Origin of the sequence: Cupriavidus sp. IDO, assembly GCF_000812465.1 — a bacterium.
Taxonomy (GTDB): Bacteria; Pseudomonadota; Gammaproteobacteria; order Burkholderiales; family Burkholderiaceae; genus Cupriavidus.
In genome coordinates, this window is sequence record NZ_JWMA01000183.1 from 13,191 (window position 1) to 37,682 (window position 24,492).

General features: G+C 64.6%; 20 protein-coding genes. 18 read left to right on the plus strand and 2 right to left on the minus strand.

Annotation, left to right across the window (positions count from 1 at the left end; translation table 11 throughout):
• The first annotated feature begins 1 nt into the window (after position 1).
• Complete coding sequence (fdhA, locus tag RM96_RS33115) at positions 2–1,201, plus strand: formaldehyde dehydrogenase, glutathione-independent (RefSeq protein ID WP_039015984.1); 1,200 nt, start codon at positions 2–4, stop codon at positions 1,199–1,201.
• 269 nt (positions 1,202–1,470) lie between these two features.
• Here fdhA and RM96_RS33120 read toward each other — a convergent pair whose 3' ends face one another.
• Positions 1,471–2,496: a GlxA family transcriptional regulator gene (locus RM96_RS33120; protein WP_039015985.1), complete on the minus strand. Its 1,026-nt coding sequence runs from the start codon at positions 2,494–2,496 to the stop codon at positions 1,471–1,473.
• 457 nt (positions 2,497–2,953) lie between these two features.
• Between RM96_RS33120 and RM96_RS33125 the strand changes: the two genes are divergently transcribed.
• From RM96_RS33125 to RM96_RS33170, 10 genes are all read left to right on the plus strand, one after another.
• On the plus strand, positions 2,954–4,228 hold the full coding sequence (locus RM96_RS33125; RefSeq protein ID WP_039015986.1) for a serine hydroxymethyltransferase: 1,275 nt from the start codon (positions 2,954–2,956) through the stop codon (positions 4,226–4,228).
• Between the two features lie 29 nt (positions 4,229–4,257).
• Positions 4,258–5,229 carry a dipeptidase gene (locus RM96_RS33130; RefSeq protein WP_039015987.1) on the plus strand — a complete coding sequence of 324 codons (972 nt, stop codon included), beginning with the start codon at positions 4,258–4,260 and terminating at the stop codon, positions 5,227–5,229.
• Positions 5,230–5,364: 135 nt separating this feature from the next.
• Entirely contained in the window at positions 5,365–5,898 is a 534-nt protein-coding gene (locus RM96_RS33135; RefSeq protein WP_039015988.1) for a DUF5943 domain-containing protein, read from the plus strand.
• 63 nt (positions 5,899–5,961) lie between these two features.
• Positions 5,962–8,025 (plus strand): NADH:flavin oxidoreductase, encoded by a 2,064-nt coding sequence (locus RM96_RS33140; RefSeq protein ID WP_039015989.1) that lies wholly within the window; start codon positions 5,962–5,964, stop codon positions 8,023–8,025.
• A 2-nt stretch (positions 8,026–8,027) separates the two neighbouring features.
• A complete protein-coding gene (locus tag RM96_RS33145; protein ID WP_039015990.1) occupies positions 8,028–9,953 on the plus strand; it encodes a (Fe-S)-binding protein in 1,926 nt (641 codons plus the stop codon).
• 4 nt (positions 9,954–9,957) lie between these two features.
• A complete protein-coding gene (locus RM96_RS33150) occupies positions 9,958–11,124 on the plus strand; it encodes an electron transfer flavoprotein subunit alpha/FixB family protein (RefSeq protein WP_039015991.1) in 1,167 nt (388 codons plus the stop codon).
• Positions 11,121–11,906, plus strand: coding sequence for a drug:proton antiporter (locus tag RM96_RS33155; RefSeq protein WP_039015992.1), 786 nt, complete (start codon positions 11,121–11,123; stop codon positions 11,904–11,906). Before RM96_RS33150 ends, RM96_RS33155 begins: the two co-directional genes overlap by 4 nt.
• A 55-nt stretch (positions 11,907–11,961) precedes the next feature.
• Positions 11,962–13,203: an aromatic ring-hydroxylating oxygenase subunit alpha gene (locus tag RM96_RS33160; protein WP_039015993.1), complete on the plus strand. Its 1,242-nt coding sequence runs from the start codon at positions 11,962–11,964 to the stop codon at positions 13,201–13,203.
• Positions 13,204–13,223: 20 nt separating this feature from the next.
• Positions 13,224–14,366 carry a hybrid-cluster NAD(P)-dependent oxidoreductase gene (locus tag RM96_RS33165; protein WP_039015994.1) on the plus strand — a complete coding sequence of 381 codons (1,143 nt, stop codon included), beginning with the start codon at positions 13,224–13,226 and terminating at the stop codon, positions 14,364–14,366.
• 115 nt (positions 14,367–14,481) lie between these two features.
• Complete coding sequence (locus tag RM96_RS33170) at positions 14,482–15,345, plus strand: glycine betaine ABC transporter substrate-binding protein (RefSeq protein ID WP_039015995.1); 864 nt, start codon at positions 14,482–14,484, stop codon at positions 15,343–15,345.
• 74 nt (positions 15,346–15,419) lie between these two features.
• Here RM96_RS33170 and purU read toward each other — a convergent pair whose 3' ends face one another.
• Positions 15,420–16,292 carry a formyltetrahydrofolate deformylase gene (gene purU, locus RM96_RS33175; protein WP_039015996.1) on the minus strand — a complete coding sequence of 291 codons (873 nt, stop codon included), beginning with the start codon at positions 16,290–16,292 and terminating at the stop codon, positions 15,420–15,422.
• Between the two features lie 482 nt (positions 16,293–16,774).
• Between purU and RM96_RS33180 the strand changes: the two genes are divergently transcribed.
• The 7 genes from RM96_RS33180 to RM96_RS33210 all read left to right on the plus strand — a co-directional run bounded on the left by RM96_RS33180 (position 16,775) and on the right by RM96_RS33210 (position 24,469).
• The gene (locus RM96_RS33180; protein ID WP_039015997.1) at positions 16,775–17,935 is read left to right on the plus strand and encodes a quaternary amine ABC transporter ATP-binding protein; all 1,161 of its coding nucleotides are present in this window, start codon (positions 16,775–16,777) and stop codon (positions 17,933–17,935) included.
• Positions 17,928–18,824, plus strand: a complete 897-nt coding sequence (gene choW / locus RM96_RS33185; protein ID WP_039015998.1) for a choline ABC transporter permease subunit — start codon at positions 17,928–17,930, stop codon at positions 18,822–18,824. Before RM96_RS33180 ends, choW begins: the two co-directional genes overlap by 8 nt.
• Before the next feature lie 32 nt (positions 18,825–18,856).
• Positions 18,857–19,852: a GlxA family transcriptional regulator gene (locus RM96_RS33190; protein ID WP_039015999.1), complete on the plus strand. Its 996-nt coding sequence runs from the start codon at positions 18,857–18,859 to the stop codon at positions 19,850–19,852.
• 108 nt (positions 19,853–19,960) lie between these two features.
• The gene (gene gcvT, locus RM96_RS33195; RefSeq protein ID WP_039016000.1) at positions 19,961–21,121 is read left to right on the plus strand and encodes a glycine cleavage system aminomethyltransferase GcvT; all 1,161 of its coding nucleotides are present in this window, start codon (positions 19,961–19,963) and stop codon (positions 21,119–21,121) included.
• Positions 21,114–22,004 carry an HpcH/HpaI aldolase/citrate lyase family protein gene (locus tag RM96_RS33200; RefSeq protein ID WP_052279896.1) on the plus strand — a complete coding sequence of 297 codons (891 nt, stop codon included), beginning with the start codon at positions 21,114–21,116 and terminating at the stop codon, positions 22,002–22,004. Before gcvT ends, RM96_RS33200 begins: the two co-directional genes overlap by 8 nt.
• A 115-nt stretch (positions 22,005–22,119) precedes the next feature.
• Positions 22,120–23,268, plus strand: a complete 1,149-nt coding sequence (locus RM96_RS33205) for a branched-chain amino acid ABC transporter substrate-binding protein (RefSeq protein ID WP_039016001.1) — start codon at positions 22,120–22,122, stop codon at positions 23,266–23,268.
• Positions 23,269–23,596: 328 nt separating this feature from the next.
• Positions 23,597–24,469: an IclR family transcriptional regulator gene (locus tag RM96_RS33210; protein ID WP_039016002.1), complete on the plus strand. Its 873-nt coding sequence runs from the start codon at positions 23,597–23,599 to the stop codon at positions 24,467–24,469.
• The last annotated feature ends 23 nt before the right edge of the window (positions 24,470–24,492 follow it).

Genomic DNA, 24,492 nt, shown 5'->3' on the forward strand with positions numbered 1-24,492 from the left:
GATGAGCAGCAACCGAGGTGTCGTATATCTTGAGCCGGGTAAGGTCGAGGTGCAGAAGATCGACTATCCGAAAATGGTCGATCCAAGCGGCCGTGCGATCGGCCACGGCGTGATCCTCAAGGTCGTGAGCACGAACATCTGCGGGTCGGACCAGCACATGGTGCGCGGGCGCACGACCGCACCGGCCGGTCTCGTGCTCGGTCACGAGATCACCGGCGAGGTGATCGAGGTCGGCCGCGACGTCGAGACGCTGAGGATCGGCGATCTGGTGTCGGTGCCGTTCAACGTCGCGTGCGGGCGCTGTGCGATGTGCAAGGAGCAGCACACCGGCGTATGCCTGAACGTCAACCCGGCGCGTGCGGGTGGTGCATACGGGTATGTCGACATGGGCGGCTGGATCGGCGGCCAGGCGGAGTACGTGATGGTGCCGTATGCCGACTTCAACCTGCTGAAGTTCCCCGACCGCGACCAGGCGATGGCGAAAATCCGCGATCTCACCTGCCTGTCGGACATTTTGCCGACCGGCTATCACGGTGCCGTGACTGCGGGCGTGAAGCCCGGCTCGACCGTCTACATCGCCGGCGCGGGTCCGGTCGGCATGGCCGCGGCGGCTTCGGCGCGCCTGCTCGGCGCGGCCTGCACCATCGTCGGCGACATGAACCCGGCGCGTCTCGCCCACGCGAAGGCAATGGGTTTCGAAGTGGTCGATCTGTCCAAGGACGCGACACTTGGCGAGCAGATCGCCGAAATCCTTGGCACGCCGGAGATCGATTGCGCGGTCGATTGCGTCGGTTTCGAGGCGCACGGCCATGGCGCGTCCGGCCACGCGGAGGAAGCGCCGGCGACGGTGCTGAATTCACTGATGGAAATTACGCGGCCCGCCGGGGCGATCGGGATTCCGGGGCTCTACGTGACCGACGATCCGGGCGCCAGGGGTGCAGCGGCACAGCACGGCAGCCTGAGCATCCGCTTCGGCCTTGGCTGGGCGAAGTCGCACTCATTCCATACCGGGCAGACACCAGTGCTGAAGTACAACCGCAACCTGATGCAGGCGATCCTGCACGGTCGTCTGCCGATCGCGGAGATCGTCAACGTGTCCGTGATCTCGCTTGAGCAGGCGCCGGAAGGCTACAAGCAGTTTGATGGCGGTGCACCACGGAAATTCGTCATCGATCCGCACGGGATGTTGGCGGCGGCGTGATCGGGCGATAAAGGCCGTCTGCGGCATTGACAAGCAAAAACTGCGATTGTTGTCTCTCAAACCGGCGGCACAAAGCAGAAGACCGAGAGCGTTGTCTCCCCCTCTCCCATTTATGGGAGAGGGGCGGGGGTGAGGGCGGGCGTTTCCTCGAAGTGAAGCGGCTCGGTGCTTGCCATGCGCCGGCCCTCACCCCCGGCCCCTCTCCCGCACGCGGGAGAGGGGAGCAAACCGGCGACGTATTCCATTGTATCGCCGCGCCACCGCGCGACTCACGCGTGCATCACCGGAGAATACTGCGCCGACCCCACAGACCCCGGCGTCTTCGCCAGCGGCGCGATCTGCTGCCGGCGTTCGCGCGTCGGCGCGACGCCGAACGAGTCGCGGTAGCTCTTGCTGAAATGGCACGCGGACTGGAAGCCGCACGCCATCGTGATGTGCATGATGGACATGTCGGTCTGCAGCAGTAGCTCGCGCGCGCGGCGCAAACGCAGCGTCAGGTAGTAATGCGTCGGCGTCATCCCGAGATGGTCGCGGAACAGGCGCTGCAACTGCCGCTGCGACATGCTCGCCAGACGCGCGAGCTCTTCGCGCGACAGCGGTTCCTCGATGTTGTTCTCCATCAGCGAGATCACCTCGAACAGCGACTTGTTCGCCGAGCCGAGGCGCGCCACCAGCGGCATCTTCTGCTGCGCGCTCGTGTCGCGCACATGTTCGACGATGAACTGCTCGGCGATCTGCGTGACGCGTGCGCTGCCGACGCGGATGGTGATCAGGTTCAGCATCATGTCGAGCGGCGCGACGCCGCCCGTGCAGGTGATGCGGTCGCGGTCGATCACGAATAGTTCCTTGAGGAAGCGCGTGTCGGGAAACTCTTCCTTCAGCGCCGACATGTTCTCCCAGTGGATGGCGCAGGCGTAGCCGGCGAGCAGCCCGGATTTGGCCAGGGCGTAGGTGCCGGTACACAGGCTGCCCAGCACGATGCCCTCGCGCGCCGCGCGGCGCAGCGCGGACAGGTAGTCCGCCGTGGTCGAGCGCTGCACGTCGACGCCGCCGCAGACGAACACGATGTCCGGCCGCCCGATGCTGTCGGCGCGGGTGGTGTCAATTGCCAGTCCGTTGCTCGCCGTCACCGGGCCGCCTTCCGGGCTGACGATGGACCAACGGTACAGTTCCTGGCCACTGAGGTAGTTTGCCATCCGCAGCACCTCGATCGCGCTGGTAAACGCAATCATCGTGAAGTTGGGCAACGGCATGAAGGCGAAGTGGGACAGCGACGCGGTTCGGTCGGGCGACATGGGGGCGTTCCTTGAATTCTGATGGCGTTCAGGTCTGAAGCCTGGCTACCGTCTATGGCTTTAGTGATAAAGCGGGCGCAACAAACGTGCCATACGGCGAAACCCTACGTTTGGGGGGCTGGGCTCGTTTGGGACGAGCGGCGTTGCACCGGATGCGTGACACACCGCACTCGCGCCGCCGCGAGCGGCACTACCGTAGTGCAATGCAGCATGCGGGAGTGACGTGATAGAAATCCGCTTTTTTGCACTTGCCCGTGTGCGTCCCATGACCGACTTGTGCAAATCGGACGCGAATGGCGGAAAAGGAAAAGAACGCGTCTGAATTCATCAATCGACCCAATACCCGAACGACAAGAATAGACCCGTCGGCAACGCTGCGCCGACGAGGCAGGAAAACCCGGCAAAGAGGGCCTGTCCCGCCTGTCAGGCAGCCATCTCAATCCCTCACGGAAGCTCTATGTCGAACACCCAGTCATTCTTCTCGCAGCCCTTGGCCGAGCGCGACGCGCTGGTGCGCGGCGCACTCCTGAAAGAACTCGAGCGGCAGCAGTCGCAAGTCGAGCTGATCGCCTCGGAAAACATCGTGTCGCGCGCCGTGCTCGAAGCGCAAGGCTCGGTGCTGACCAACAAGTACGCGGAAGGATACCCGGGCAAGCGCTACTACGGCGGCTGTGAGTTCGCGGACCAGGTTGAGTCGCTCGCGATCGAGCGCGTGAAGCAGCTCTTTAACGCCGGCTTTGCCAACGTCCAGCCGCACTCCGGCGCGCAAGCGAACGGCTCGGTCATGCTCGCGCTGACGAAGCCGGGCGACACCGTGCTCGGCATGTCGCTCGACGCAGGTGGTCACCTGACCCATGGGGCGAAGCCCGCACTGTCGGGCAAGTGGTTCAATGCCGTGCAGTACGGCGTGAACCGCGACACGATGCTGATCGACTACGACCAGGTCGAAGCGCTTGCGCATGAGCACAAGCCGAGCCTGATCATCGCCGGCTTTTCCGCGTATCCGCGCAAGCTGGATTTCGCCCGCTTCCGCGCGATTGCCGATAGCGTGGGAGCGAAGCTGATGGTCGACATGGCGCACATCGCCGGCGTGATCGCCGCGGGCCGTCATCCGAATCCGGTCGAGCACGCGCATGTGGTCACGTCGACGACGCACAAGACCCTGCGCGGCCCGCGCGGCGGCTTCGTGCTGACCAACGACGAGGGGATCGCGAAGAAGATCAACTCGGCCGTGTTCCCGGGCCTGCAGGGCGGCCCGTTGATGCACGTGATCGCGGGCAAGGCGGTCGCCTTCGGCGAGGCGCTGCAGCCGGAATTCAAGACCTACATCGACAACGTGCTTGCCAACGCAGCGGCGCTCGGCGAAGTGCTGAAGACGGGCGGCGTCGACCTGGTCACGGGCGGCACCGACAACCATCTGCTGCTGGTGGACCTGCGGCCGAAGGGGCTGAAGGGCACGCAGGTCGAGCAGGCGCTCGAGCGTGCAGGCATCACCTGCAACAAGAACGGTATCCCGTTCGATACCGAGAAGCCAACCATCACGTCGGGCATCCGGCTCGGCGCCCCGGCCGCGACAACGCGCGGCTTCGGCGTCACGGAGTTCCGCGAGATCGGCCGCCTGATCCTCGACGTGTTCGAGGCGCTGCGCGCCAACCCGGAAGGCGACCAGGCTGCCGAACAGCGCGTGCGCCGCGAGATCTTCTCGCTTTGCGAGCGCTTCCCGATCTACTGAACCGCGTACCGACAAGACTGGAGCAACCAATGAGCGCGCTGCATCAGGACAGCATCATCATCGACGGCCTGAACATCTCCAAGTTCGAGCGTTCGGTGTTCGAAGACATGCACAAGGGCGGCATCACCGCCGCGAACTGTACGGTGTCGGTCTGGGAGAACTTCACCAAGACTGTCGACAACATCGCACTGATGAAGAAGCAGATCCGCGACAACGCCGAGCTGCTGACGCTGGTGCGGACCTCCGACGACATCCTGCGCGCGAAGCGGGAAGGCAAGACCGGCGTGATCCTCGGCTTCCAGAACGCGCACGCGTTCGAGGACAACCTTGGCTATATCGAAGCGTTCGCCGACATGGGCGTGCGCGTGGTGCAGCTCTGCTACAACACCCAGAACCTGGTCGGGACGGGTTGCTACGAGCGCGATGGCGGGCTGTCCGACTTCGGCCGCGAAGTCATCACCGAGATGAACCGCGTCGGGATCATGGTCGATCTGTCGCACGTCGGCGGCAACACGTCGTCCGAAGCGATCGCGTTCTCGAAGAAGCCGGTCTGCTATTCGCACTGCCTGCCATCGGGCCTGAAGGAGCATCCACGCAACAAGAGCGACGCGCAGCTGCGGGAGATCGCCGATGCGGGCGGCTTCGTCGGTGTGACCATGTTTGCGCCGTTCCTCAAGCGCGGCATCGAGGCGACGGTCGACGACTACATCGAGGCGATCGACTATGTCGTGAACCTGGTCGGCGAGGACGCGGTCGGTATCGGCACCGACTTCACCCAGGGCTACAGCACTGAGTTCTTCGACATGCTGACGCACGACAAGGGCCGCTATCGCCGCCTGACCAACTTCGGCAAGGTGATCAACCCGGAAGGCATCCGGACCATCGGCGAGTTCCCGAACCTGACTGCGGCGATGGAGCGCGCGGGCTGGAAGGCGTCGCGCATCCGCAAGATCATGGGTGAGAACTGGGTGCGCATCTTCAAGGACGTCTGGGGCGCGTAATCCACACATAAGCCGCCAGTTCTTTCACGCAATTACAGAATACGGGACGTGCCAGCGCGAAACGCGCGGGCACGCGGGCGATGCCGCGCCTGCGCGATGACGCAAACGGCCATTTTTCCTCACGGAGTCACCACGATGCAACCGCAACTGCCGATCAACGTCGATCCCGATACCGGCGTCTGGACCACCGATGCGCTGCCCATGCTGTATGTGCCGCGCCACTTCTTCACCAACAACCACGTCGCCGTCGAAGAGGCGCTGGGCCGCGATACCTATGCGGAGATCCTCTACAAGGCCGGCTACAAGTCCGCGTACCACTGGTGCGACAAGGAAGCGAAGCTGCACGCGATCAGCGGGATGGCGGTGTTCGAGCACTACCTGAAGCGGCTGTCGCAGCGCGGCTGGGGACTGTTCTCGATCCTGGAGGCCGATCCGGCGACAGCGCGCGCGCGCATCGCGCTGCAGCACTCGTCGTTCGTGCTCGCGCAGCCGGAAAAGGAGGGCAAGCTCTGCTACATGTTCGCCGGCTGGTTCGCTGGCGCGATTGACTGGGTCAATGACACGACGCCAGCAGGCAAGGGCGCACCGCGCGCGCAGTCGAAGGAAGTGCAGTGCGCAGCCGAGGGTCACGATCATTGCGTGTTCGAAGTGTCGCCAGTCGCCCACTAAGCAACTTCCACTGACCGAACCCGTCCGCACTACGAAACATACAAACGCCAGAGGTCGTCCGCGATGCGTTATCCCCACCTGTTCAAACCTTTGCAGCTCAACCAGCTGACGCTGCGCAACCGGATCGTCAGCACCGCGCACGCCGAGGTGTATGCGGAGCCGGGCGGCCTGCCGGGCGACCGCTACATTCGCTATTACGAAGAGAAGGCGAAGGGCGGCGTCGGCCTGGCGATCTGCGGTGGCTCGAGCCCGGTCTCCATCGACAGTCCCCAGGGCTGGTGGAAGTCGGTGAACCTGGCGACCGACCAGATCATCGATCCGCTGTCGCGTCTCGCGGAGACGATGCACCGCCACGGCGCCAAGATCATGATCCAGGCCACGCACATGGGACGCCGCTCGGCGTTCCACGGCGAGCACTGGCCACACCTGATGACGCCGTCCGGCGTGCGCGAGCCGGTGCACCGCGGCAACGCGAAGATCATCGAGATCGAGGAGATCCGCCGGATCATCGCCGACTTCGCGGCCGCCGCGAAGCGCGTGAAGGACGCGGGGATGGACGGCATCGAGATCTCGGCCGCGCACCAGCACCTGATCGACCAGTTCTGGAGCCCCCGCACGAATTTCCGCACCGATGAGTGGGGCGGCAGCCTGCAGAACCGGCTGCGCTTTGGCGTCGAGGTGCTGCAGGCGGTGCGCGAGGCGGTCGGCAAGGATTTCTGCGTTGGCCTGCGGATGTGCGGCGATGAATTCCATGAAGATGGTCTCGATCACGAGCAACTCAAGGAGATCGCCCAGGCAATGTCCGAATCAGGGTTGATCGACTATCTCGGTGTGATCGGCTCCGGCGCGGATACGCACAACACGCTCGCCAACTGCATGCCGCCGATGGCGCTGCCGCCCGAGCCGTTCGTGCATCTCGCCGCGGGCATCAAGGCGGTGGTCAAGGTGCCGGTGATGCACGCGCAGAGCATCCGCGACGCGGGCCAGGCCGAGCGCCTGCTCGCCAGCGGCATGGTCGACCTGGTCGGCATGACGCGTGCGCAGATGGCCGATCCGCATATGGTCATCAAGATCCGCGACGGGCGCGAGGACGAGATCAAGCAATGCGTTGGCGCGAACTACTGCATCGACCGCCAGTACAACGGCCTGGACGTGTTGTGCGTGCAGAACGCGGCGACGTCGCGCGAGGCGACCATGCCTCACCTGATCGAGAAGTCGCGCGGCCCGAAGCGAAAGGTCGTCGTGGTCGGCGCGGGTCCGGCGGGACTTGAGGCGGCACGCGTCGCGCGTTCGCGCGGACATGACGTCGTGCTGTTCGAGAAGAACACCGAAGTGGGCGGGCAGATCATGCTGGCGTCGAAGGCGCCGCAGCGCGAGCAGATGGCGGGCATCGTGCGCTGGTTCGACATGGAGACCAAGCGCCTCGGCGTCGACCGGCGCCTGGGCGTCGAAGCCGACGCGAAGATGATCATGGCGGAGAAGCCGGACATCATCGTGCTGGCGACCGGGGGCCGCGCGTTCTCCGACCAGGTGCCCGCGTGGGGCGTCGCCGAGGGGCTGGCGGTCAGCTCGTGGGATGTGCTGTCCGGGCGCGTCGAAGCGAAGCAGAACGTGCTGGTCTACGACGGCGTGAGCACGCACGCAGGCGCGGGCGTGGCCGACTACCTGGCCAGCCGCGGCGCCAAGGTGGAGATCGTCACCCCGGACGTGAAGGTGGCCGACGACTGCGGCGGCACGACGTTCCCGATCTTCTATCGCCGTCTGTACGCGCAAGGCGTGATTCACACCCCGAACTACTGGCTCGATCGCGTCTACGAGGAGGACGGCAAGACGATCGCGGTGCTGCGCAATGAGTACACGGAAGAACTCGAGGAGCGTGCGGTCGACCAGGTGGTGATCGAGAACGGTTCGACACCGAACGACGCGCTGTACTGGAAGCTGAAGCCGGAATCGGTCAACCGCGGCCAGGTCGACGTGCACAAGCTGTTCGCGGCGGAGCCGCAGCCGTGCCTGTCGGAGACGCTCGGCAACGGCCGCTTCCTGTTGTTCCGGGTTGGTGACTGCATCTCGATGCACAACATCCACGGCGCGATCTACGACGCGCTGCGGCTCGTGAAGGATTTCTGACGATGAACCCGTCCAACCTGATTACCGTCCTGCTCTGGCTGTCGGTGGCGGGGCTCGCCTTCGCGGTGTTGAAGCGCGCGTCATACTGGCGGCTCGGGCGGGCGAGCGCGCCCGGCACGTTCGGCATTGCCAATCTGTTCGCGATCCCCAAGCGCTACTTCGTCGACCTGCACCACGTCGTCGCGCGCGACCCGTACATCGCGAAGACGCACGTCGCCACGGCCGGCGGCGCGATCGGCGCGCTTGCGCTCGTGTTCGTCAACTACGGTCTCGCCATCTACTCGCCCTGGCTCGACAAGCTGACCTTTGCCGCGGCGCTGGTGATGCTGGTCGGTGCGGTGTTCGTGTGGCGCCGGCGCCGCTCGAAGGACGTGCCCGCGCGTCTGTCAAAGGGGCCGTGGAATACGCTGCCATGGCTGCTCGGATCCTTCGCGCTCGGCCTGGCCCTGTTCTCGCTGGTGCCGGCCGGTCTGATGTCGGGGGCGTTCGCCGTGTTCTGCGCGGTGCTGATCGCCGTCGGCGCGCTGGCCATGACGGTCGGCGCGGCGCAAGGCGGGCCCATGAAGCATGCGATCGCGGGCCTGCTGCATCTCGCATTCCATCCGCGCCAGGAGCGCTTCGCGGCGTCGCCCGAGTCGTACACCGGAAACGGCACCGCCACGCCGCCGACCGCGCTCAAGCTGCCCGACATCGAGCACCGGGACTATGGCGTTGCGAAGCCGGTCGAGTTCCGTTGGAACCAGCTGCTGAGCTTCGATGCGTGCGTGCAGTGCGGCAAGTGCGAGGCGGCGTGTCCGGCGTTCGCCTCGGGCCAGCCGCTGAATCCCAAGAAGCTGATCCAGGATCTTGTCGTCGGGATGGCGGGCGGCTCCGATGCCGCGTACGCAGGCAGCCCGACGCCCGGCATTCCGGTCGGCCGGCATCGCGGCGAGCCGAACGGCCCGATCGTATCCGGGCTGATCGAGGCGCAGACATTGTGGTCGTGTACCACGTGCCGCGCTTGCGTGCAGGAGTGCCCGATGCTGATCGAGCACGTCGATGCCATCGTCGACATGCGCCGCAACCAGACGCTTGAGCATGGCACCGTGCCGGGCAAGGGCGCGGAAGTGCTGGCGAACCTGCGCGAAACCGGCACGATGGGCGGCTACGATACCGCTGCGCGCTATGACTGGTCGGTCGACCTGAATGCCCCGGTGGCGCAGCCGGGCAAGACGGTCGACGTGCTGATCGTCGCCGGCGAAGGCGCGTTCGACATGCGCTATCAGCGCACGCTGCGCGCCTTCGTCAAAGTGCTGAACAAGGCGGGCATCGACTATGCGGTGCTCGGCGAGGTGGAAACCGACACCGGCGATGTCGCGCGCCGCCTGGGCGACGAGGCGACCTTCCAGCAGCTGGCCAGGCATTTGATCGGCACGCTCGGCACGCTGTCGTTCCGCCAGATCGTGACCGCCGATCCGCACGTGATGCACAGCCTGCGTAACGAATACCGTGCGCTGGGTCTGCGTGTCGAGGTCAAGCATCACACCACCTATATGGCTGAGCTCGCGTCGAGCGGGCTGATCGCGCCGAAAGCAGTCGAGGCGCTGCGCGACAAGCGCATCACCTATCACGATCCCTGCTATCTCGGCCGCTACAACGGCGAAACCGAAGCCCCGCGCAAGCTGCTGAAGACGATCGGCATCCAGGTGGTCGAGATGGAACGCAACGGCATGCGCGGCCGCTGCTGCGGCGGCGGGGGTGGCGCACCGTTGACGGATATTCCTGGCAAGCAGCGCATTCCTGACATCCGCATCGCCGACGCGCGCGCGGTGGGCGCGGACGTGGTTGCGGTGGGATGCCCGAACTGCACGGCGATGCTGGAAGGCGTCGTCGGCCCGCGCCCTGACGTGCTCGACGTGGCTGAACTGGTCGCCGCCTCGCTGGAGTGAATCGATGAACACGACTAAACGAATCGACCCGCGCCGGCCGTTCATCATCACGGCGGCGGGCCTCAGGCGGATCACGCTGGGCGAGTCCGGCAGCGCAGACGCAAGCGCCGCGCACTGGCCCGCGCACGGCCACGCTGCCGAGGGGGCAAAGCCACGGCGGATGGTGAAGGAGCCGCGCTATGTGCTGCTCGTGGCCGCGCACAGCGAACGCGGCGCGCTGGACGAGCATGCGCACCAGGCAGTCGCGGCGGCCGCGCTGCTCGCCGATGCGCAGACCGAAGTAGTGCTGATGGTGTTCGGGGAACTGAAGGACGACGCGGCGGAGCTCGGCGTCGACAAGCTTATCGCGCTGCCCGAGTTCGACCGGCGCACCTTCGCGCCAGACGGCGAGCTGCGGGCACTGCATGCGTGCGCGACGGCGCTGTCGCCCCGGCATGTCTTCCTGCCCGACAACGAGAACGGCGACGGCGATCTCGGCCGGCGATACGCGGCTGCGGCGGGCGCCAGCGTCGCGACGGAAGTGGTCGAGATCGACGCGCGGCACGTCGGCGTGTATGTGCACGCCAGGCGTGCGTTCGCGACCCGCGCGCTGCCCGAGGTCATCCTGCTCGCGCCGGGGGCGGTTGACACGAAGCTGCCGTTCACCGGCGCGGGCGAGCGCCTGTCCGGCGAGTTCCTGCACGCCAGGGGAGGGACGCCACTGTATCGCGACCTCGGTGTCGAGGAAATCGATGCCGCCCAGGTCGCGCTGGAGGAGGCGGACTTTATCGTGGCGGCCGGCAACGGCGTGACCGACGTCGGCGCGTTCGAGCGGCTCGCGGGCGCGTTCGGCGCGGCGATCGCCGCCAGCCGCGTCGCGGTCGACAACGGGCATTTCACGCGTGACAAGCAGGTCGGCGCGACCGGCAAGACGGTCGAGGCCAGCGTCTACATTGCGTTCGGCATCTCCGGCGCGGTGCAGCACCTGCAAGGCATCAAGGACTGCCGTCACGTGATCGCAGTCAATCTGGACGGCAGCGCGCCGATCGCCAAACGCGCGAACCTGACCATCGTCGGCGACGCGCAGGCGACGATCGCCGCACTGTTCGAGCAGGTCCAGGCCGCGCGCCCCGCACGGGGTCAGCAGCCGGCCGCAGCCCGTCCCCGCGAAGCCGCAGGAGCCGCAGCATGAACGCCCCCACACAAGTGCAACGTATCGCGGTGCTGGTGTCCGTCGGCCGCCATCCGGTCAGTGGCGCGCCGCGCTACAGCCGCAACGACGCCGCTGCGCTCGAGCTCGGCCGCGGCCTCGCGGAAAAATATCGCGCGCAGCTCGCCGTGATTCACGCGGGCGACGCCGCCGATCCTGCGCTCAACGACTACCTGGCGCTCGGCGCGAGCGAAGTCCAGGTGCTCGCTTGCGCAGGTGGCGAAGACGCCGCGCACGCGCTTGCCGCGCACATAAAGGACTATGACCTCGTGCTGACCGGCACCCGCGCGGAGGGCGCGTACGACACAGGGATGTTGCCCTACCGCGTCGCCGCGGCGCTCGGCCGGCCGCTGGTCGGATCGGCCGTCGACGTCGACATCGCCGGTGGTCGCGTCGCCGTGCGGCAGTTCCTGCCAAAGGGCCTGCGCCGGCGCGTCGATGCCACGCTGCCCGCGGTGGTGGCCGTACATCCGCTCGCGAACGCGCAGCCGCGCTATGCGTACGCGCGGCTGCGCGCGGGCACCATCCGGCTGTTGCCGGCAGCGCGGTGTGAAGATGGCGCCGCCGCCGCATGGACGCTCGGCGCCGTCGAGCGCAAGCCGGTCCGGCTGGCCGCCGCCGAGAAGCGCTCCGGGCATGCCCGGATGCTGTCGGCGACGACGACCGAGAGCCGCGGCGGGAACGTCGTAAATGGTGGGACTTCCGTCGAAAAAGCACAAGTGATCCTCGCCTACTTGCGCGAGCATCAACTCATCGACTACTGACACGTTGCCGGTCTGTCGGCAAGCAACCAGGGATGCAGGAAATCCGGAGCAAACAATGAAAGTATCGGCAGACATTCGCGCGCTGGTGGAGCGGCGCAAGGCGGGATACAGCCTCGAGGCGCCTTTCTACCTGAGCGAGGAGATTTTCGCGCTGGACATGGAGGCGATTTTCCGCAAGCACTGGATCCAGGTGGCGGTCGAGCCTGACGTGCCAGAGCCGGGCGATTATGTGACGGTCGAGCTCGGCCACGACTCGATCCTGATCGTGCGCGACGATGACATGCAGATCCGCGCGTTCCACAACGTCTGCCGCCATCGCGGCGCGCGGCTGTGCAACGCGGACAAGGGTACGGTCGGGAACATCGTCTGCCCGTATCACAGCTGGACCTACAACCTGAACGGCGACCTGATGTTCGCCGAGCACATGGGCGAGAAGTTCGACCGCTGCAAGCACAGCCTGAAATCCGTTCACGTCGAGAACCTTGCCGGCCTGATCTTCGTCTGCCTCGCGGACGAGCCGCCAGCCGACTTCGCGGTGATGCGCGCCGCGATGGAGCCGTACCTGCTGCCGCACAACCTGGCGGACACCAAGGTCGCCGCGCAGATCGATGTGCTCGAGAAAGGCAACTGGAAGCTCACGATGGAGAACAACCGCGAGTGCTATCACTGCGTGGCGAACCATCCGGAGCTGACCATTTCGTTATACGAGTACGGCTTCGGCTATCAGCGCTCGCCCGCCAACGCCGAGGGCATGGAAGCGTTCGAGCGCACCTGCATCGAACGTGCCGCGGAATGGGAAGCGATGAGCCTGCCATCGGCGGAGATCGAGCAATTGCTCGACACCACCGGCTTCCGTACCCAGCGCCTGCCGCTCGACCGCAGCGGCGAATCGCAGACGCTCGACGCCAGGGTAGCGTCGAAGAAGCTGCTCGGCAAGTTCGAGCAAGCCGACCTGGGCGGGCTCTCGTTCTGGACGCAGCCGAACTCGTGGCATCACTTCATGAGCGACCACATCGTCACGTTCTCGGTGATCCCGCTGTCGGCCGGCGAAACGCTGGTTCGCACCAAGTGGCTGGTCCACAAAGATGCGCAGGAGGGCGTCGATTATGACGTGAAGAACCTGACCGCGGTGTGGAACGCGACCAACGACCAGGATCGCGCGCTGGTTGAGTACTCGCAGTGTGGCGCGGGCAGCAGCGCGTACGAGCCCGGCCCGTACTCGCCATTCACCGAAGGCCTGGTCGAGAAGTTCTCGGCCTGGTATATCGGCCGGCTGGCCGAGCAGATCGGCGCGTAGGCGCAACAGCGGAGGCAGACATGATGCGCGATGCGGTCTTTACCGAGCCAGCGGAGAGCCGGGTAACCCGCCCGGCGTTCTGGAGCGCGCTCCCCGAGCGCTGGACGAGCGAGGTCGAGGAGACGCTCGTGTGCTGCCACGTGCGGCAGGAAACCCACGACGTGAAGAGTTTCTTCTTCCGCTCGCCGGAGGGGAGGGCGTTTGTGTTCGAGCCGGGGCAGTTCATCACGCTCGAACTGGATATCGAGGGCGAGGCGATCAATCGCTGCTACACGATCTCGTCGTCGCCGGCGCGGCCGCACACCATCTCGATCACGGTCAAGCGCGTGCCGGACGGCAAGGTGTCGAACTGGCTGCATGACCATCTGAAGCCGGGGGCGTCGATCCGCGTGCTCGGCCCGGCCGGCGAGTTCACGTGCGCGCGCCATCCGGCGCGCAAGTACCTGTTCCTGTCCGCGGGCTCCGGCATCACGCCACTGATGTCGATGAGCCGGGCGCACCACGATCTCGCCGAGGATCGGGACATCGTGTTCGTGCACAGCGCGCGCACACCGGACGACATCATCTTCGCGCGCGAGCTCGATCTGATCGCGGCAAGCCATGCGAACTTCCGCACGTCCTTTGTCTGCGAGCGGGTTGGCGCGCGCACCAGCTGGCCGGGCGTGACGGGCTTCCTGTCGCTGCCGTTGCTCCAGCTGATCGCGCCGGACTTCATGGAGCGCGAGATCTTCACGTGCGGGCCAGCGCCGTACATGAAGGCGGTGCGCGGCCTGCTCGACGAGGCGGGCTTCGAGCGCAGCCACTACCACGAGGAGAGCTTCTCGTTCGAGGCACTGACCGCAGAGGCCAACGAGCCGCTCGCCGATGCCGCCGCGGCGGCAAACGACGAGGCGGGGTCGGCGCAGTTCAATGTCAGCTTCGCCAGGAGCCAACGCGAGATCCTCTGCGGCGCGGGGCAGCATGTGCTCGACGCGGCGCGCCAATCTGGCGTGCGGCTACCGGCGTCGTGCACGCAGGGGATGTGCGGGACCTGCAAGGTCAGGCTGGTTGCCGGGCAGGTCGAGATGAAGCACAACGGCGGCATCCGCCAGCGCGAGATTGACCAGGGCATGGTGCTGCTGTGCTGCAGCAAGCCGCTGTCGGATCTCGTGATCGATAAATAAGACGGGACGCCTGCCAGGCGGGTGGCGCAGCACGATGTCCGTCGCAATGCCTGGCCAGGGCGACGACGATTCTAACTAAACGGGGCGCTACCGCTCCGACCACTGGAGGTATGCCATGAAGCTCTTTGCAAAGGTGTTTTGGGCCGGCGCAGCGTCGGTGATGATGACATGGAGCGCGCTGGCGCTGGGGGATGCCAAGCCGACCTTGAAGATAGGCTACGTCGAGGGTTGGGACGACAGCGTCGCGACGACGAATGTCGCCGCACGGATCATCGAAAAGAAACTGGGGTACCCGGTGCAACTGGTGCCGGTCGCGGCGGGCGTGATGTGGCAGGGCGTCGCGCGCGGCGATCTCGATGCGACGCTGTCCGCCTGGCTGCCGGTGACGCAGGGCGCGTACTGGGATCAGTTCAAGGCCAAGGTTGTCAATCTCGGACCGAACTTCACCGAGGCAAGGATCGGCCTGATCGTTCCCGCGTCGGTGAGCGCGAAGAGCATCGATGACCTGAACGCGCAGAAGGCGGCGTTCGAAGGCCGCATCGTTGGCATCGATGCCGGTGCCGGCGTGATGCGCAAGGCTTCCGAGGCGATCAAGAGCTATGGGCTCAGTTATTCGCTGATGCCGAGCTCTGGCAGCGCGATGACGGCTGAGCTGGCGCGCTCGATGAACGCGAACAAGCCGGTGATCGTCACGGGCTGGGCGCCGCACTGGATGTTCGCGAAGTGGAAGCTGCGTTTCCTGGAGGATCCGAAGAAGGTGTTCGGCGATGCCGAGCATGTCGACAACATCGTGAACCCGGGCCTGGAGACGAAGGCCAAGCCGGTTGTCGTATTCCTGAAGAAGTTCCAGTGGAAGCCGGGCGAGATCGATAGCGTGATGCTGGCGATCCAGAGCGGCACCAAGCCCGATGCGGCCGCCGATGCGTGGATCGCCGCGAATGCGGAACGCGTGAATGCATGGGTGGAGGGCGCGCATTAATTCGGCACGCGACCCAAGGAGGCAGTAGGCGCCGGCCACGATCGCATCGCGATCGTGGCCGGTGCGCATTGAGCTTACTGAAACACGACTGTCCGGTCCCCGTTCAGGAACACCCGTCGTTCGATGAACGCCTTGACGGCGCGCGCCAGCGTGATGCACTCAACGTCGCGCCCGACGGCAAGCAGCTGGTCCGGCTGGTACGAATGATCGACGCGCTCGACGACCTGCTCGATGATCGGGCCTTCGTCGAGATCGTCGGTGACGAAATGCGCGGTCGCGCCAATCAGCTTGACGCCGCGTGCATGTGCCTGGTGATACGGCTTCGCGCCCTTGAAGCCGGGCAGGAACGAGTGGTGGATGTTGATCGCGCAATTGGCCAGCCTGGCGCTTGTCTGTGGCGACAGCACCTGCATGTAGCGCGCAAGGATGACCAGCTCCGCGCCGCTCGACTCGAACAGGTCCAGCCATTGCGCTTCCTGCTGCGCCTTGGTTTCGGGCGTGATGGGAAAGTGCCGGAACGGCAGGTCATGCTGCCGCGCGAGCGGCTCCAGGTGGGGATGGTTGGATGCGATCCCGACGATGTCCATCTTCAACTCGCCCATGCGCCAGCGGAACAGCAGGTCCGCGAGGCAATGCTCGAGCTTCGACACCATGATCAGCACCTTCGGGCGCGCGTATGCGTCGTGGATCGCCCATTGCATGCCGAAACCCTCCGCTATCGGCGTGAACTCCTGGCGCAACACGTCGACCTGCAGCACTTGTTCGCGCGTGGGATGGAAGACGCAGCGCAGGAAGAAGCGGTTGCTCAGGTCGTCGTCGAAGACGGTCAGTTCATCGATGTAGCAGCGGTGACGCTCGAGCAGGCCGACCACGGCGGCGACCTGGCCGGGTGCGCTCGGGCACGACAGCGTCAGGATGAATTGTTGTGAACGTGACAGCGCGTCCATGCGATTCCTCTGTTGGGTTGAATGGCGCGGCGCGCGCAGCGTGCGCACGCATACCATGCGCGAAGTAGAGCAGGAGGAATGGCGGCCCGGATAGAACCGAAGCGCCGCTTGCATGGTATCGGCCCGTCATGCCGGAACTTGCGGTGCGGGATGCTGTTGTCACAAGCTGGCGGCGGGCATGGGGCGCTACAGAACCATTCGGCGTCGCTTGTGAACAGGCGACGCCAGACAACCATTTCCCTTGTTCGCCGTTGTCGCATTTCTGCAAGCGCTTGTCGGAATTAGTCGGCAGGCGGGGGCCTTTTCTGGCAACTATGTAGGTATCGCGCAATTGCGCTTGTAATGCGACGGAGCAGGTTTGCCGATGGCATTCCAGGAAAAAGGTAGCAATACGCCGGCAACGCTCCCCGGAAGATGGGGAAACGCAGCTAAGGCATTGCTATGTGATGTGTGAGTCCCCGCAGGATCAGGAGAAGATTTCGATGGATAGTCCAAAGGTCGTGGTCGAAGGTCTGTGCAAGGTATTCGGAAGCAATCCCAAGCAGGCGATCGATATGCTCGCATCCGGTTCGACGAAAGACGAAGTGTTCAGGCGCACCGGCCAGGTCGTCGGCGTGCACAATGTCTCGTTCGAGGTGAATGAAGGCGAAATTTTCGTGCTGATGGGCCTGTCAGGCTCCGGCAAGTCGACGTTGATCCGCCTCGTGAACCGGCTCGTCGAACCGACCGCCGGCAAGGTGCTGATCGGTGGCCGCGACGTGGCGGCCGTAAGCTGCTCGGAACTGATCGCGCTGCGCCGCACGGACATGAGCATGGTGTTCCAGTCGTTCGCGCTGATGCCGCAGCGCACTGTGCTTTCGAACGCGGCGTTCGGGCTGGAGGTGGCTGGCGTGAGCAGGAAGGAGCGCGAGCGCCGTGCCATGGACGTGCTTGAGGAGGTCGGCCTGGCGACGTTTGCGCAGAAGCTTCCCCGCGAGTTGTCGGGCGGCATGCAGCAGCGCGTCGGCCTGGCGCGCGCGCTTGCCGTCAACCCGTCGCTGATGATCATGGACGAGGCGTTCTCCGCGCTCGATCCGCTCAAGCGCAAGGAAATGCAGAACGTGCTGTTGCAGCTGCAGAAGGAGCATCGGCGCACGATCATGTTCGTGTCCCACGACCTGGAAGAAGCGCTGCGCATCGGCAGCCGGATTGCGATCATGGAAGGCGGCCGCCTGGTGCAGGTCGGCACGCCGCAGGAAATCATCGCGAGGCCGGCCGACGACTACGTCCGCACGTTCTTCGACGGCATCGACACCAGCCGCTACCTGACCGCCGGCGACCTGATGCAGACCGACGCCGTGCCGATCGTGTCAAAGCCCGATGCGGCGAGCATCGCCAGGACGCTGAACGGCCACGCCAGCTATGCCTTTGTGCTCGATGCCCAGCGCAAGGTCCGTGGCTGCGTCATGCGCGACGCCGCACCGGACGTGCGGCCGGTCGAAAGCATCCGGCGCGATGCGTCGCTTGAACACGTCGTCGAACGCGTCGTTGCGAGCCCGAACGCGCTGCCGGTCGTCGACCACGACGGCTGCTACTGCGGCTCGGTCGACCGTGCCGTCATCCTGAAGGCCATCACGCACCACTCGCGAGGTAACCATGTCTGAAATGCTTCCGCTCGGCCGCTGGGTCGACCAGTCTGTCCATTACCTGCTCGATCACGACGCGGCGACGTTCGACGCGATCGGGCGCGCGATCGAGGGGCTTGCCGCACTGATCGAGCACGGCCTGCAGGCGGTGCCGATGTGGCTGATGATGGCGATCTTCATCGGCATCGGCCTCTGGCGCGTCGGCTGGCGCTTCGCGCTGTTCACGGCCGCGTCGCTGTTCGTGATCTTCGCGACAGGGTTCTGGGACCAGACCGTCATCACGCTGGGCCTCACGCTGTCGTCGACCATCATCAGCCTGCTGCTCGGGATTCCGCTCGGCATCTGGGCGGCGAAGAGCAGGGTGGTCGCGGCCGTCGTGCGTCCGATTCTGGACCTGATGCAGACCATGCCGGCGTTCGTCTACCTGATTCCTGCCGCGATGCTGTTCGGCCTCGGCCGCGTTCCGGGCATCCTGTCGACGGTGATCTTTGCGATGCCGCCCGCGGTGCGTCTGACGAGCCTTGGCATCCGCCAGGTGAACATGGAGATCGTCGAGGCCGGCCAGGCGTTCGGTTGCACGCCGTGGCAGCTTCTGTACAAGGTGCAGTTTCCGAACGCGCTGCCGTCGATCATGCAGGGCGTCAACCAGACGATCATGATGGCGCTGTCGATGGTGATCATCGCCTCGATGGTTGGCGCGGGCGGCCTGGGCAACGAGGTGCTGGCGAGCATCCAGCGTCTGGACATCGGCCTGGGCTTTGAAAGCGGCCTGTCGGTGGTGCTGCTGGCAATTGTCCTCGACCGCATCACCGAGAGCTTCGGCCGCGTGCCGGGCACGGCGAGGGCGCCGCTTTTCTCGGGGCTCAGGCAACTGTTCGGCGCCAAGGCCACGACAGCGCAAGCCTGATCCCGAGGTCATCCGTTCGCCAGGAGAGCGATGTGAGGTCCGTTGCCGCCGTACCAGCTGACAGCGCTTCACCTTCAATGTCGTCCCTAGCGCATTTCGGCTTCCTGGCGCTGCCTGAGTTCTCGATGATCGCGTTCTCGAGCGCGGTGGAAGTGCTGCGCATGGCGAACTATGTCGGGCGCGCCGAGCATTACACGTGGTCGGTCTATTCGCCAGACGGCGCGCCGGTGCACGCGAGCAACGGCATCGTGGTACGGCCGACGCGCGCATTGGATGGGACAAGACTGCCGGACGTGATGATCGTCTGCGGCGGCATTCGCATCCGCGACGTTGTCGACGACGGCACGCGCGCGGTGCTTGGCCAACTCGCCGGGCTGGACATTCCGCTCGGCAGCATCTGCACCGGTGCCTACGCGCTGATGGCGAGCAGGCTGCTCGACGGATACCGCTGCGCCGTGCATTGGGAGAACCGGTCCGCGCTGCACGACGAGTTTCCGCTGGTGCATTTCGCCGACGAACTGTTCGTCATCGACCGTGACCGGCTTACCTGCACGGGCGGCACCGCACCGATCGACATGATGCTGAATCTCGTCGGTCTGCGCTTCGGCCGGCAGCTTGCCACGCAGGTCTCTGAACAGTTCATTCTCGAGCGGATCCGCAGCGCGAGCGATCCGCAGCCGATCCCCGTCGATGCGCGGGTTGGCCTCTCGCGCGCGGAACTGATCGAGGTGGTGCGGCTGATGGAGGCGAATATTGAGGAACCGCTGTCGCTCGATGAATTGGCGCGGCTCGTGCGGCTGTCGCAGCGGCATCTGCAGCGGATGTTCAAGCTCTATCTGAATGTGTCGCCGACCCACTATTACCTTACCCTGCGCCTGAAGCGCGCGCGCGACCTGCTGCGCACGACCAACGCGTCAATCGCCCGTGTGACGACCGTGTGCGGATTCCATTCGCCGTGCCATTTCAGCAAAGCGTACCGTGCGCAGTTCGGTCATGCGCCCAGCCACGAGCGCCGACCGACGGGATGATCACCGGCCGCGTAAGCGACGCTCGCTAGAGCCTTGGACGCCATGAACTCAGGCCCGGAATCCCATGCGCAATATCGCGCCAGCTTGACTACTGACCTTGACATCCCGATGAGCCAGACGATCTCCCACTCATTGCGTACTCCACTGTATGAGCGTCACCGTTTCATCCGCGCCCGTATGGCTGATGTTGGTGGCTGGGAACTGCCAGCTGCTTATGGATCCCAGATCGAAGAGCACCACACCGTGCGCGAGGATGCCGCTATGTTCGACTTCTCGCACATGTGCGTGATCGACATACACGGGACGGACGCTCGAATATTTCTCGGCAAGCTTCTTGCCAACGACATCGGCAAACTGAAGTCGCCGGGCAAGGCACTCTATTCGTGCATGCTTAACAGCGAAGGAGGGGTGATCGATGACCTTGTCGTTTACTACCTGGACGATGAATACTTCCGTATCGTCTTGAATGCGCACGCCGCAAGCCGCGACATTCAGTGGATCCGATCGCAGATCGTTGCGATGAAAAGCTCGGTGAGTCTGGTCGTGCGGCGCCAGGATCTTGTCACGGGCGATGTGGAGCCGCTGGCAATTATCGCCGTGCAGGGTCCCAATGCTCGGGAGAAGGTATTTCGAGCGATTCCGTCAACCCGCGCGGCTGAGAAGGTAAAGCCGTTCAATTCCATCACCGTGTACGACTCCGCAGTGGGCGAATTGATGTTGGCACGAACGGGGAAAACCGGCGAGGATGGCTTCGAATTGATCATGCTGGCAAAGCATGCTGTTCAAGTATGGGACATGCTGAGGTCGGCCGGCATCTGTGCGGCGGGCCTCGACGCATGGGATACCCTTCGGCTTGAGGCAGGCATGCACCTGAATGGGCGCGACATGGACCCACAGACCTCGCCCTTCGATGTCGGCTTGGGCTGGAGTGTTGATCTGGGGCCAGAGCGCGATTTTATCGGCAAGGCAGCGCTACTTGCTCGCCGCCAGACTAGGCAGTTCGTTGGGCTCGCTTTTGAGGGAAGCGCCGCGGTCGCTCGCGCGCAAAGCCCGGTGATGAGCCTCCAGGGAGAAGTGATTGGCGAGGTCACCAGCGGAACGTATAGTCCGACGCTTCAAACTGCCATCGCTTTGGCACTGATTACCCCTGACATCAAGTCTGGCTCATATGTGAGTATTGAGGTCTACAACAAGAGAGTCTCTGCGAAAGTGGTTCGTCTGCCTTTCGTACGGAACGGAAGTCCAGTGCAGCAAAACGACCATGCATGACAACTTGCCAGAGCGCTTGCGCTCGCTCCTTTTCGTTCCCGCAGACAGTGACCGGAAGCTTGCGGCCTCGCTGAAGTCAACTGCGGATGGCCTGGTGTTCGACCTCGAGGATGCCGTGCCAGAACAAGGAAAGGACGACGCACGGTCCCGGCTGGTCGGCTTCCTCGAACAGCACCGCAGCTCGATGCACTCGGCCTTGCTGGTGCGTGTCAACGGTCTGGCGTCCGGCCATATCCTGCGCGACCTGGCGGCCGTGATCCCGCACCGGCCCAGCGCGATTGTGCTGCCGAAGTGCCGTAGTGTCGATGACGTGCACCGCCTCTGCGACTTCCTCGCGGCTTTTGAATGTGCGCTATTGGACGATGGCTGGAAAGTCTCTATCATCGCGATGGCAACCGAATCGTCCGAAGGTGTGTTCGGACTGTCGTCGTATCGCAATGCGCCCTTGCGCCTGCGTGCGCTGATGTGGGGCGTGGATGACCTTGCGGCCGACCTTGGCGCATTCTCACCGCATATCGGCAAGGAGCTGAGTGCGCCGTTTTCCGTGGCTCGTACCATGTGCCTGCTGGCGGCGGCCCAGGCGGGTATCGACGCCATCGATGCTGTCAGCACACGCCTGACCGACCCGGAGCAGATCGGAGAAGAAGCCGCGCAGGCGAAGCGGGACGGATTTTCGGCCAAGGCTGCAGCGCATCCTTCTCATATTGAAGCCATCAATCAGGCGTTCTTGCCGCAGGAAGAGGAGATACGCTGGGCCAGCCAGGTGGTCGAGGCGTTCTCAAGGGTCGGCGCCTCAGGTGTGGCCAGGTTAGGAAATGCAATGATAGATCGGCCCCACCTTCGCCTGGCACATCGTATCCTGTGTCACATTGAGGAGAACTGAGCTATTGGACAGCATGGGAGGGTGGCTCTTGTCACAAAACTGGATGGGCTCGGTTCGCGCAAAGGTTCGCGGTACAAGCGCCTCGCCGATTCGCCTGGTCGCTGGAGTTGAACAAATGATCAGTGTTGCTCGACGCTTGCTCGTTCCTGGCCTGAGCGCCATGTTGCTGTGCGTCGCTTGCAGCCAGTCTTATGGGCAACAGGTTGTCAGGATCGGTGTGTCCAGTCCTCTTACCGGAATCAATGCAGCCAATGGCAAGGATATGGAGAGCGGTGTTCGCCTCGCTGTCGAGGAAGCGAATTCGCAGCGCATCAAGCTGGACGGCCAGGACGTCCGTTTCGAGCTCGATTCGGTGGACGACCAAAGTGACCCTCGCATCGGCGTTCAGGTCGCCCAGAAACTTGTCGACGATGGGGTGACCGTAGTTGTCGGGTATTACAACTCAGGCGTCGCCCTCCCGTCCGCGCCAGTTTTCGCCAGGGCAGGCGTCCCGGTAATCCATCCGGCGGCGACCAATCCGACCATCACGCATCAAGGCCTGAATACCGTCTTCCGCATCATTGCGACCGATACGCAAAACTCCGGTAACGCTGGGAGGTACGCGGTCAAAGTCATGAAGGGGCAGCGCATTGCCGTGATGGATGACCGAACCGCGTTCGGCCAGGGGGCAGTGGACGAGTTCAAGAAAGCCGTCGCCGCTGCCGGCGGCAAAATTGCGATAGCTGAATACACCAACGACAAGGCGGTCGATTTCAGCGCGCAGCTCACGAACATCAGGGGTGCCAACGCCGACCTCCTGTTCTTTGCCGGCCTGGACAACCAGGCGGCGCTCATCACGAAGCGGATGAGGGAGCTCGGGATGCGCACCCAGTTCGTCGGGAGCGGGGGCATCGCCGACAGTATCTTTCTTAATGTCGCTGGTCCCGCTGCGGAGGGCGCTATGGCCTGGGAATATGGACGCCCTGTCGAAACGCTGCCGCAAGGCAAGGTCTTCATGCAGAAATTCAAGAAACGCTTCCGCACCGACAGCCTTATCTATGCGCCCTTCGCATACGACGCCGCGTGGGTAGCTATCAACGCCATGAAACAGGCCAAGTCCACGAAGCCGGCTGAGTTCATGTCGGCGCTCCAGGCAACGCAATACGAAGGCATCACGGGGAAGATTGCCTTCGATGCGAACGGCGACTTGAAGCATCCGACTTCGACGCTCTATCAGGTCAAAGGTGGCCACTGGGTTCCGGTAACGACGATTGGGGCCGAATGACGTTGCGATTGACGCGTCATATTGCAGATACTGTATGTATATACAGTATCGGCGGCCGGCCTGGTCCCTAAGAGGGGCAGGGTGGCATCGTAGTCAAAGTCAAAATGGCCGGCGGCGTGCAATCCCTTCTGCTGTTCAAAACGTTCGGTAACCTGTTGATTCTATTGGGATGTGTCTGCAGGTTTTTTGCTCCGTTGACGGCAAAAGTCGCGCTAACCTGCTGATTCGTATCCATAAGCGCCGTCTCTCGCGCACATGATTTCCCTACATAGCCCCCTGCGGCCGCGGTGAAGCTGCTATGAAGTGTCCTGACAGGACACTCGCCCAGATGAAGCGCACCATTTCCATTCCCGCGCCGCCCCCGGATGCCGCGCACGCCGCGCGCCCGTCCGGCTGCCAGGCCGTCGCAGACGCGGCCGAAGACCGCAACTTCGTGACTGCACTGGCCCGCGGCATGGAATTGCTGCGCGCGTTCGGCCCGCACGACGACTATCTCGGCAATGCCGAGTTGTCGCGCCGCACGGGCATTCCGCGGCCGACGGTGTCGCGCCTGACCTACACGCTGTCCACGCTGGGCTACCTGACCTATATCGAGTCGCTGGAGAAGTACCGGCTGGGGCAGGGCGCCATGGTGCTCGGGCATCGCTATGTGTCCGGCGCGGGCATCCGCGATATCGCGCAGCCGCTGATGCAGTCGCTCGCCTTTGCGACCGACTGCACGGTCGCGCTGGCCATGCCGGACCGTCATGCCATGGTCTACCTGGAGTCATGCCAGCCACGCGGCGCGCTGGTGATCCGGCTCGCACCGGGCGCGCGCCTGCCGATGGCCACGTCGGCCATCGGCCGCGCATGGCTGGCGGGGCTGGATGTGCCGCGGCGCGAGGCCGCGCTGGGCGAGCTGGAACACCACTACGGGCCGCGCTGGCCCGGCATCCGGACGAAGATCGAGCGTTCCCTGCGCGACCATGGCCGCCGTGGCTTCTGCCTGGCGCATGCCGAGTGGGACCGCACCGTCAGCGGCGCCGCGGCGCCGGTCCGGCTGGAGGGCACCAGCGAGGTGCTGGCCCTGAACATCGGCGGCGCTTCCACGCGGCTGTCGCCGGAAATACTGGAAGGCAACCTCGGCCCGCGCATCCGCGAACTGGCCGAGACATTGCAGAACCGGCTGTGGCAGGCGCGCGGCGGCAACGCGGCCGGATGAAGGCGAACACTTTTGAGCTGAGA

Excerpts from the sequence above, each read along its gene's own strand:
- RM96_RS33120 (WP_039015985.1), bottom strand. The coding sequence starts at position 2,496 with ATGTCGCCCGACCGAACCGCGTCGCTGTCCCACTTCGCCTTCATGCCG.
- RM96_RS33165 (WP_039015994.1), top strand. The coding sequence starts at position 13,224 with ATGATGCGCGATGCGGTCTTTACCGAGCCAGCGGAGAGCCGGGTAACC.
- RM96_RS33140 (WP_039015989.1), top strand. The coding sequence starts at position 5,962 with ATGCGTTATCCCCACCTGTTCAAACCTTTGCAGCTCAACCAGCTGACG.
- RM96_RS33130 (WP_039015987.1), top strand. The coding sequence starts at position 4,258 with ATGAGCGCGCTGCATCAGGACAGCATCATCATCGACGGCCTGAACATC.
- RM96_RS33170 (WP_039015995.1), top strand. The coding sequence starts at position 14,482 with ATGAAGCTCTTTGCAAAGGTGTTTTGGGCCGGCGCAGCGTCGGTGATG.
- choW (WP_039015998.1), top strand. The coding sequence starts at position 17,928 with ATGTCTGAAATGCTTCCGCTCGGCCGCTGGGTCGACCAGTCTGTCCAT.
- RM96_RS33150 (WP_039015991.1), top strand. The coding sequence starts at position 9,958 with ATGAACACGACTAAACGAATCGACCCGCGCCGGCCGTTCATCATCACG.
- RM96_RS33125 (WP_039015986.1), top strand. The coding sequence starts at position 2,954 with ATGTCGAACACCCAGTCATTCTTCTCGCAGCCCTTGGCCGAGCGCGAC.
- RM96_RS33155 (WP_039015992.1), top strand. The coding sequence starts at position 11,121 with ATGAACGCCCCCACACAAGTGCAACGTATCGCGGTGCTGGTGTCCGTC.
- purU (WP_039015996.1), bottom strand. The coding sequence starts at position 16,292 with ATGGACGCGCTGTCACGTTCACAACAATTCATCCTGACGCTGTCGTGC.
- fdhA (WP_039015984.1), top strand. The coding sequence starts at position 2 with ATGAGCAGCAACCGAGGTGTCGTATATCTTGAGCCGGGTAAGGTCGAG.
- RM96_RS33160 (WP_039015993.1), top strand. The coding sequence starts at position 11,962 with ATGAAAGTATCGGCAGACATTCGCGCGCTGGTGGAGCGGCGCAAGGCG.
- RM96_RS33180 (WP_039015997.1), top strand. The coding sequence starts at position 16,775 with ATGGATAGTCCAAAGGTCGTGGTCGAAGGTCTGTGCAAGGTATTCGGA.
- RM96_RS33135 (WP_039015988.1), top strand. The coding sequence starts at position 5,365 with ATGCAACCGCAACTGCCGATCAACGTCGATCCCGATACCGGCGTCTGG.
- RM96_RS33200 (WP_052279896.1), top strand. The coding sequence starts at position 21,114 with ATGCATGACAACTTGCCAGAGCGCTTGCGCTCGCTCCTTTTCGTTCCC.
- RM96_RS33210 (WP_039016002.1), top strand. The coding sequence starts at position 23,597 with ATGAAGCGCACCATTTCCATTCCCGCGCCGCCCCCGGATGCCGCGCAC.
- RM96_RS33205 (WP_039016001.1), top strand. The coding sequence starts at position 22,120 with ATGATCAGTGTTGCTCGACGCTTGCTCGTTCCTGGCCTGAGCGCCATG.
- RM96_RS33145 (WP_039015990.1), top strand. The coding sequence starts at position 8,028 with ATGAACCCGTCCAACCTGATTACCGTCCTGCTCTGGCTGTCGGTGGCG.
- gcvT (WP_039016000.1), top strand. The coding sequence starts at position 19,961 with ATGAGCCAGACGATCTCCCACTCATTGCGTACTCCACTGTATGAGCGT.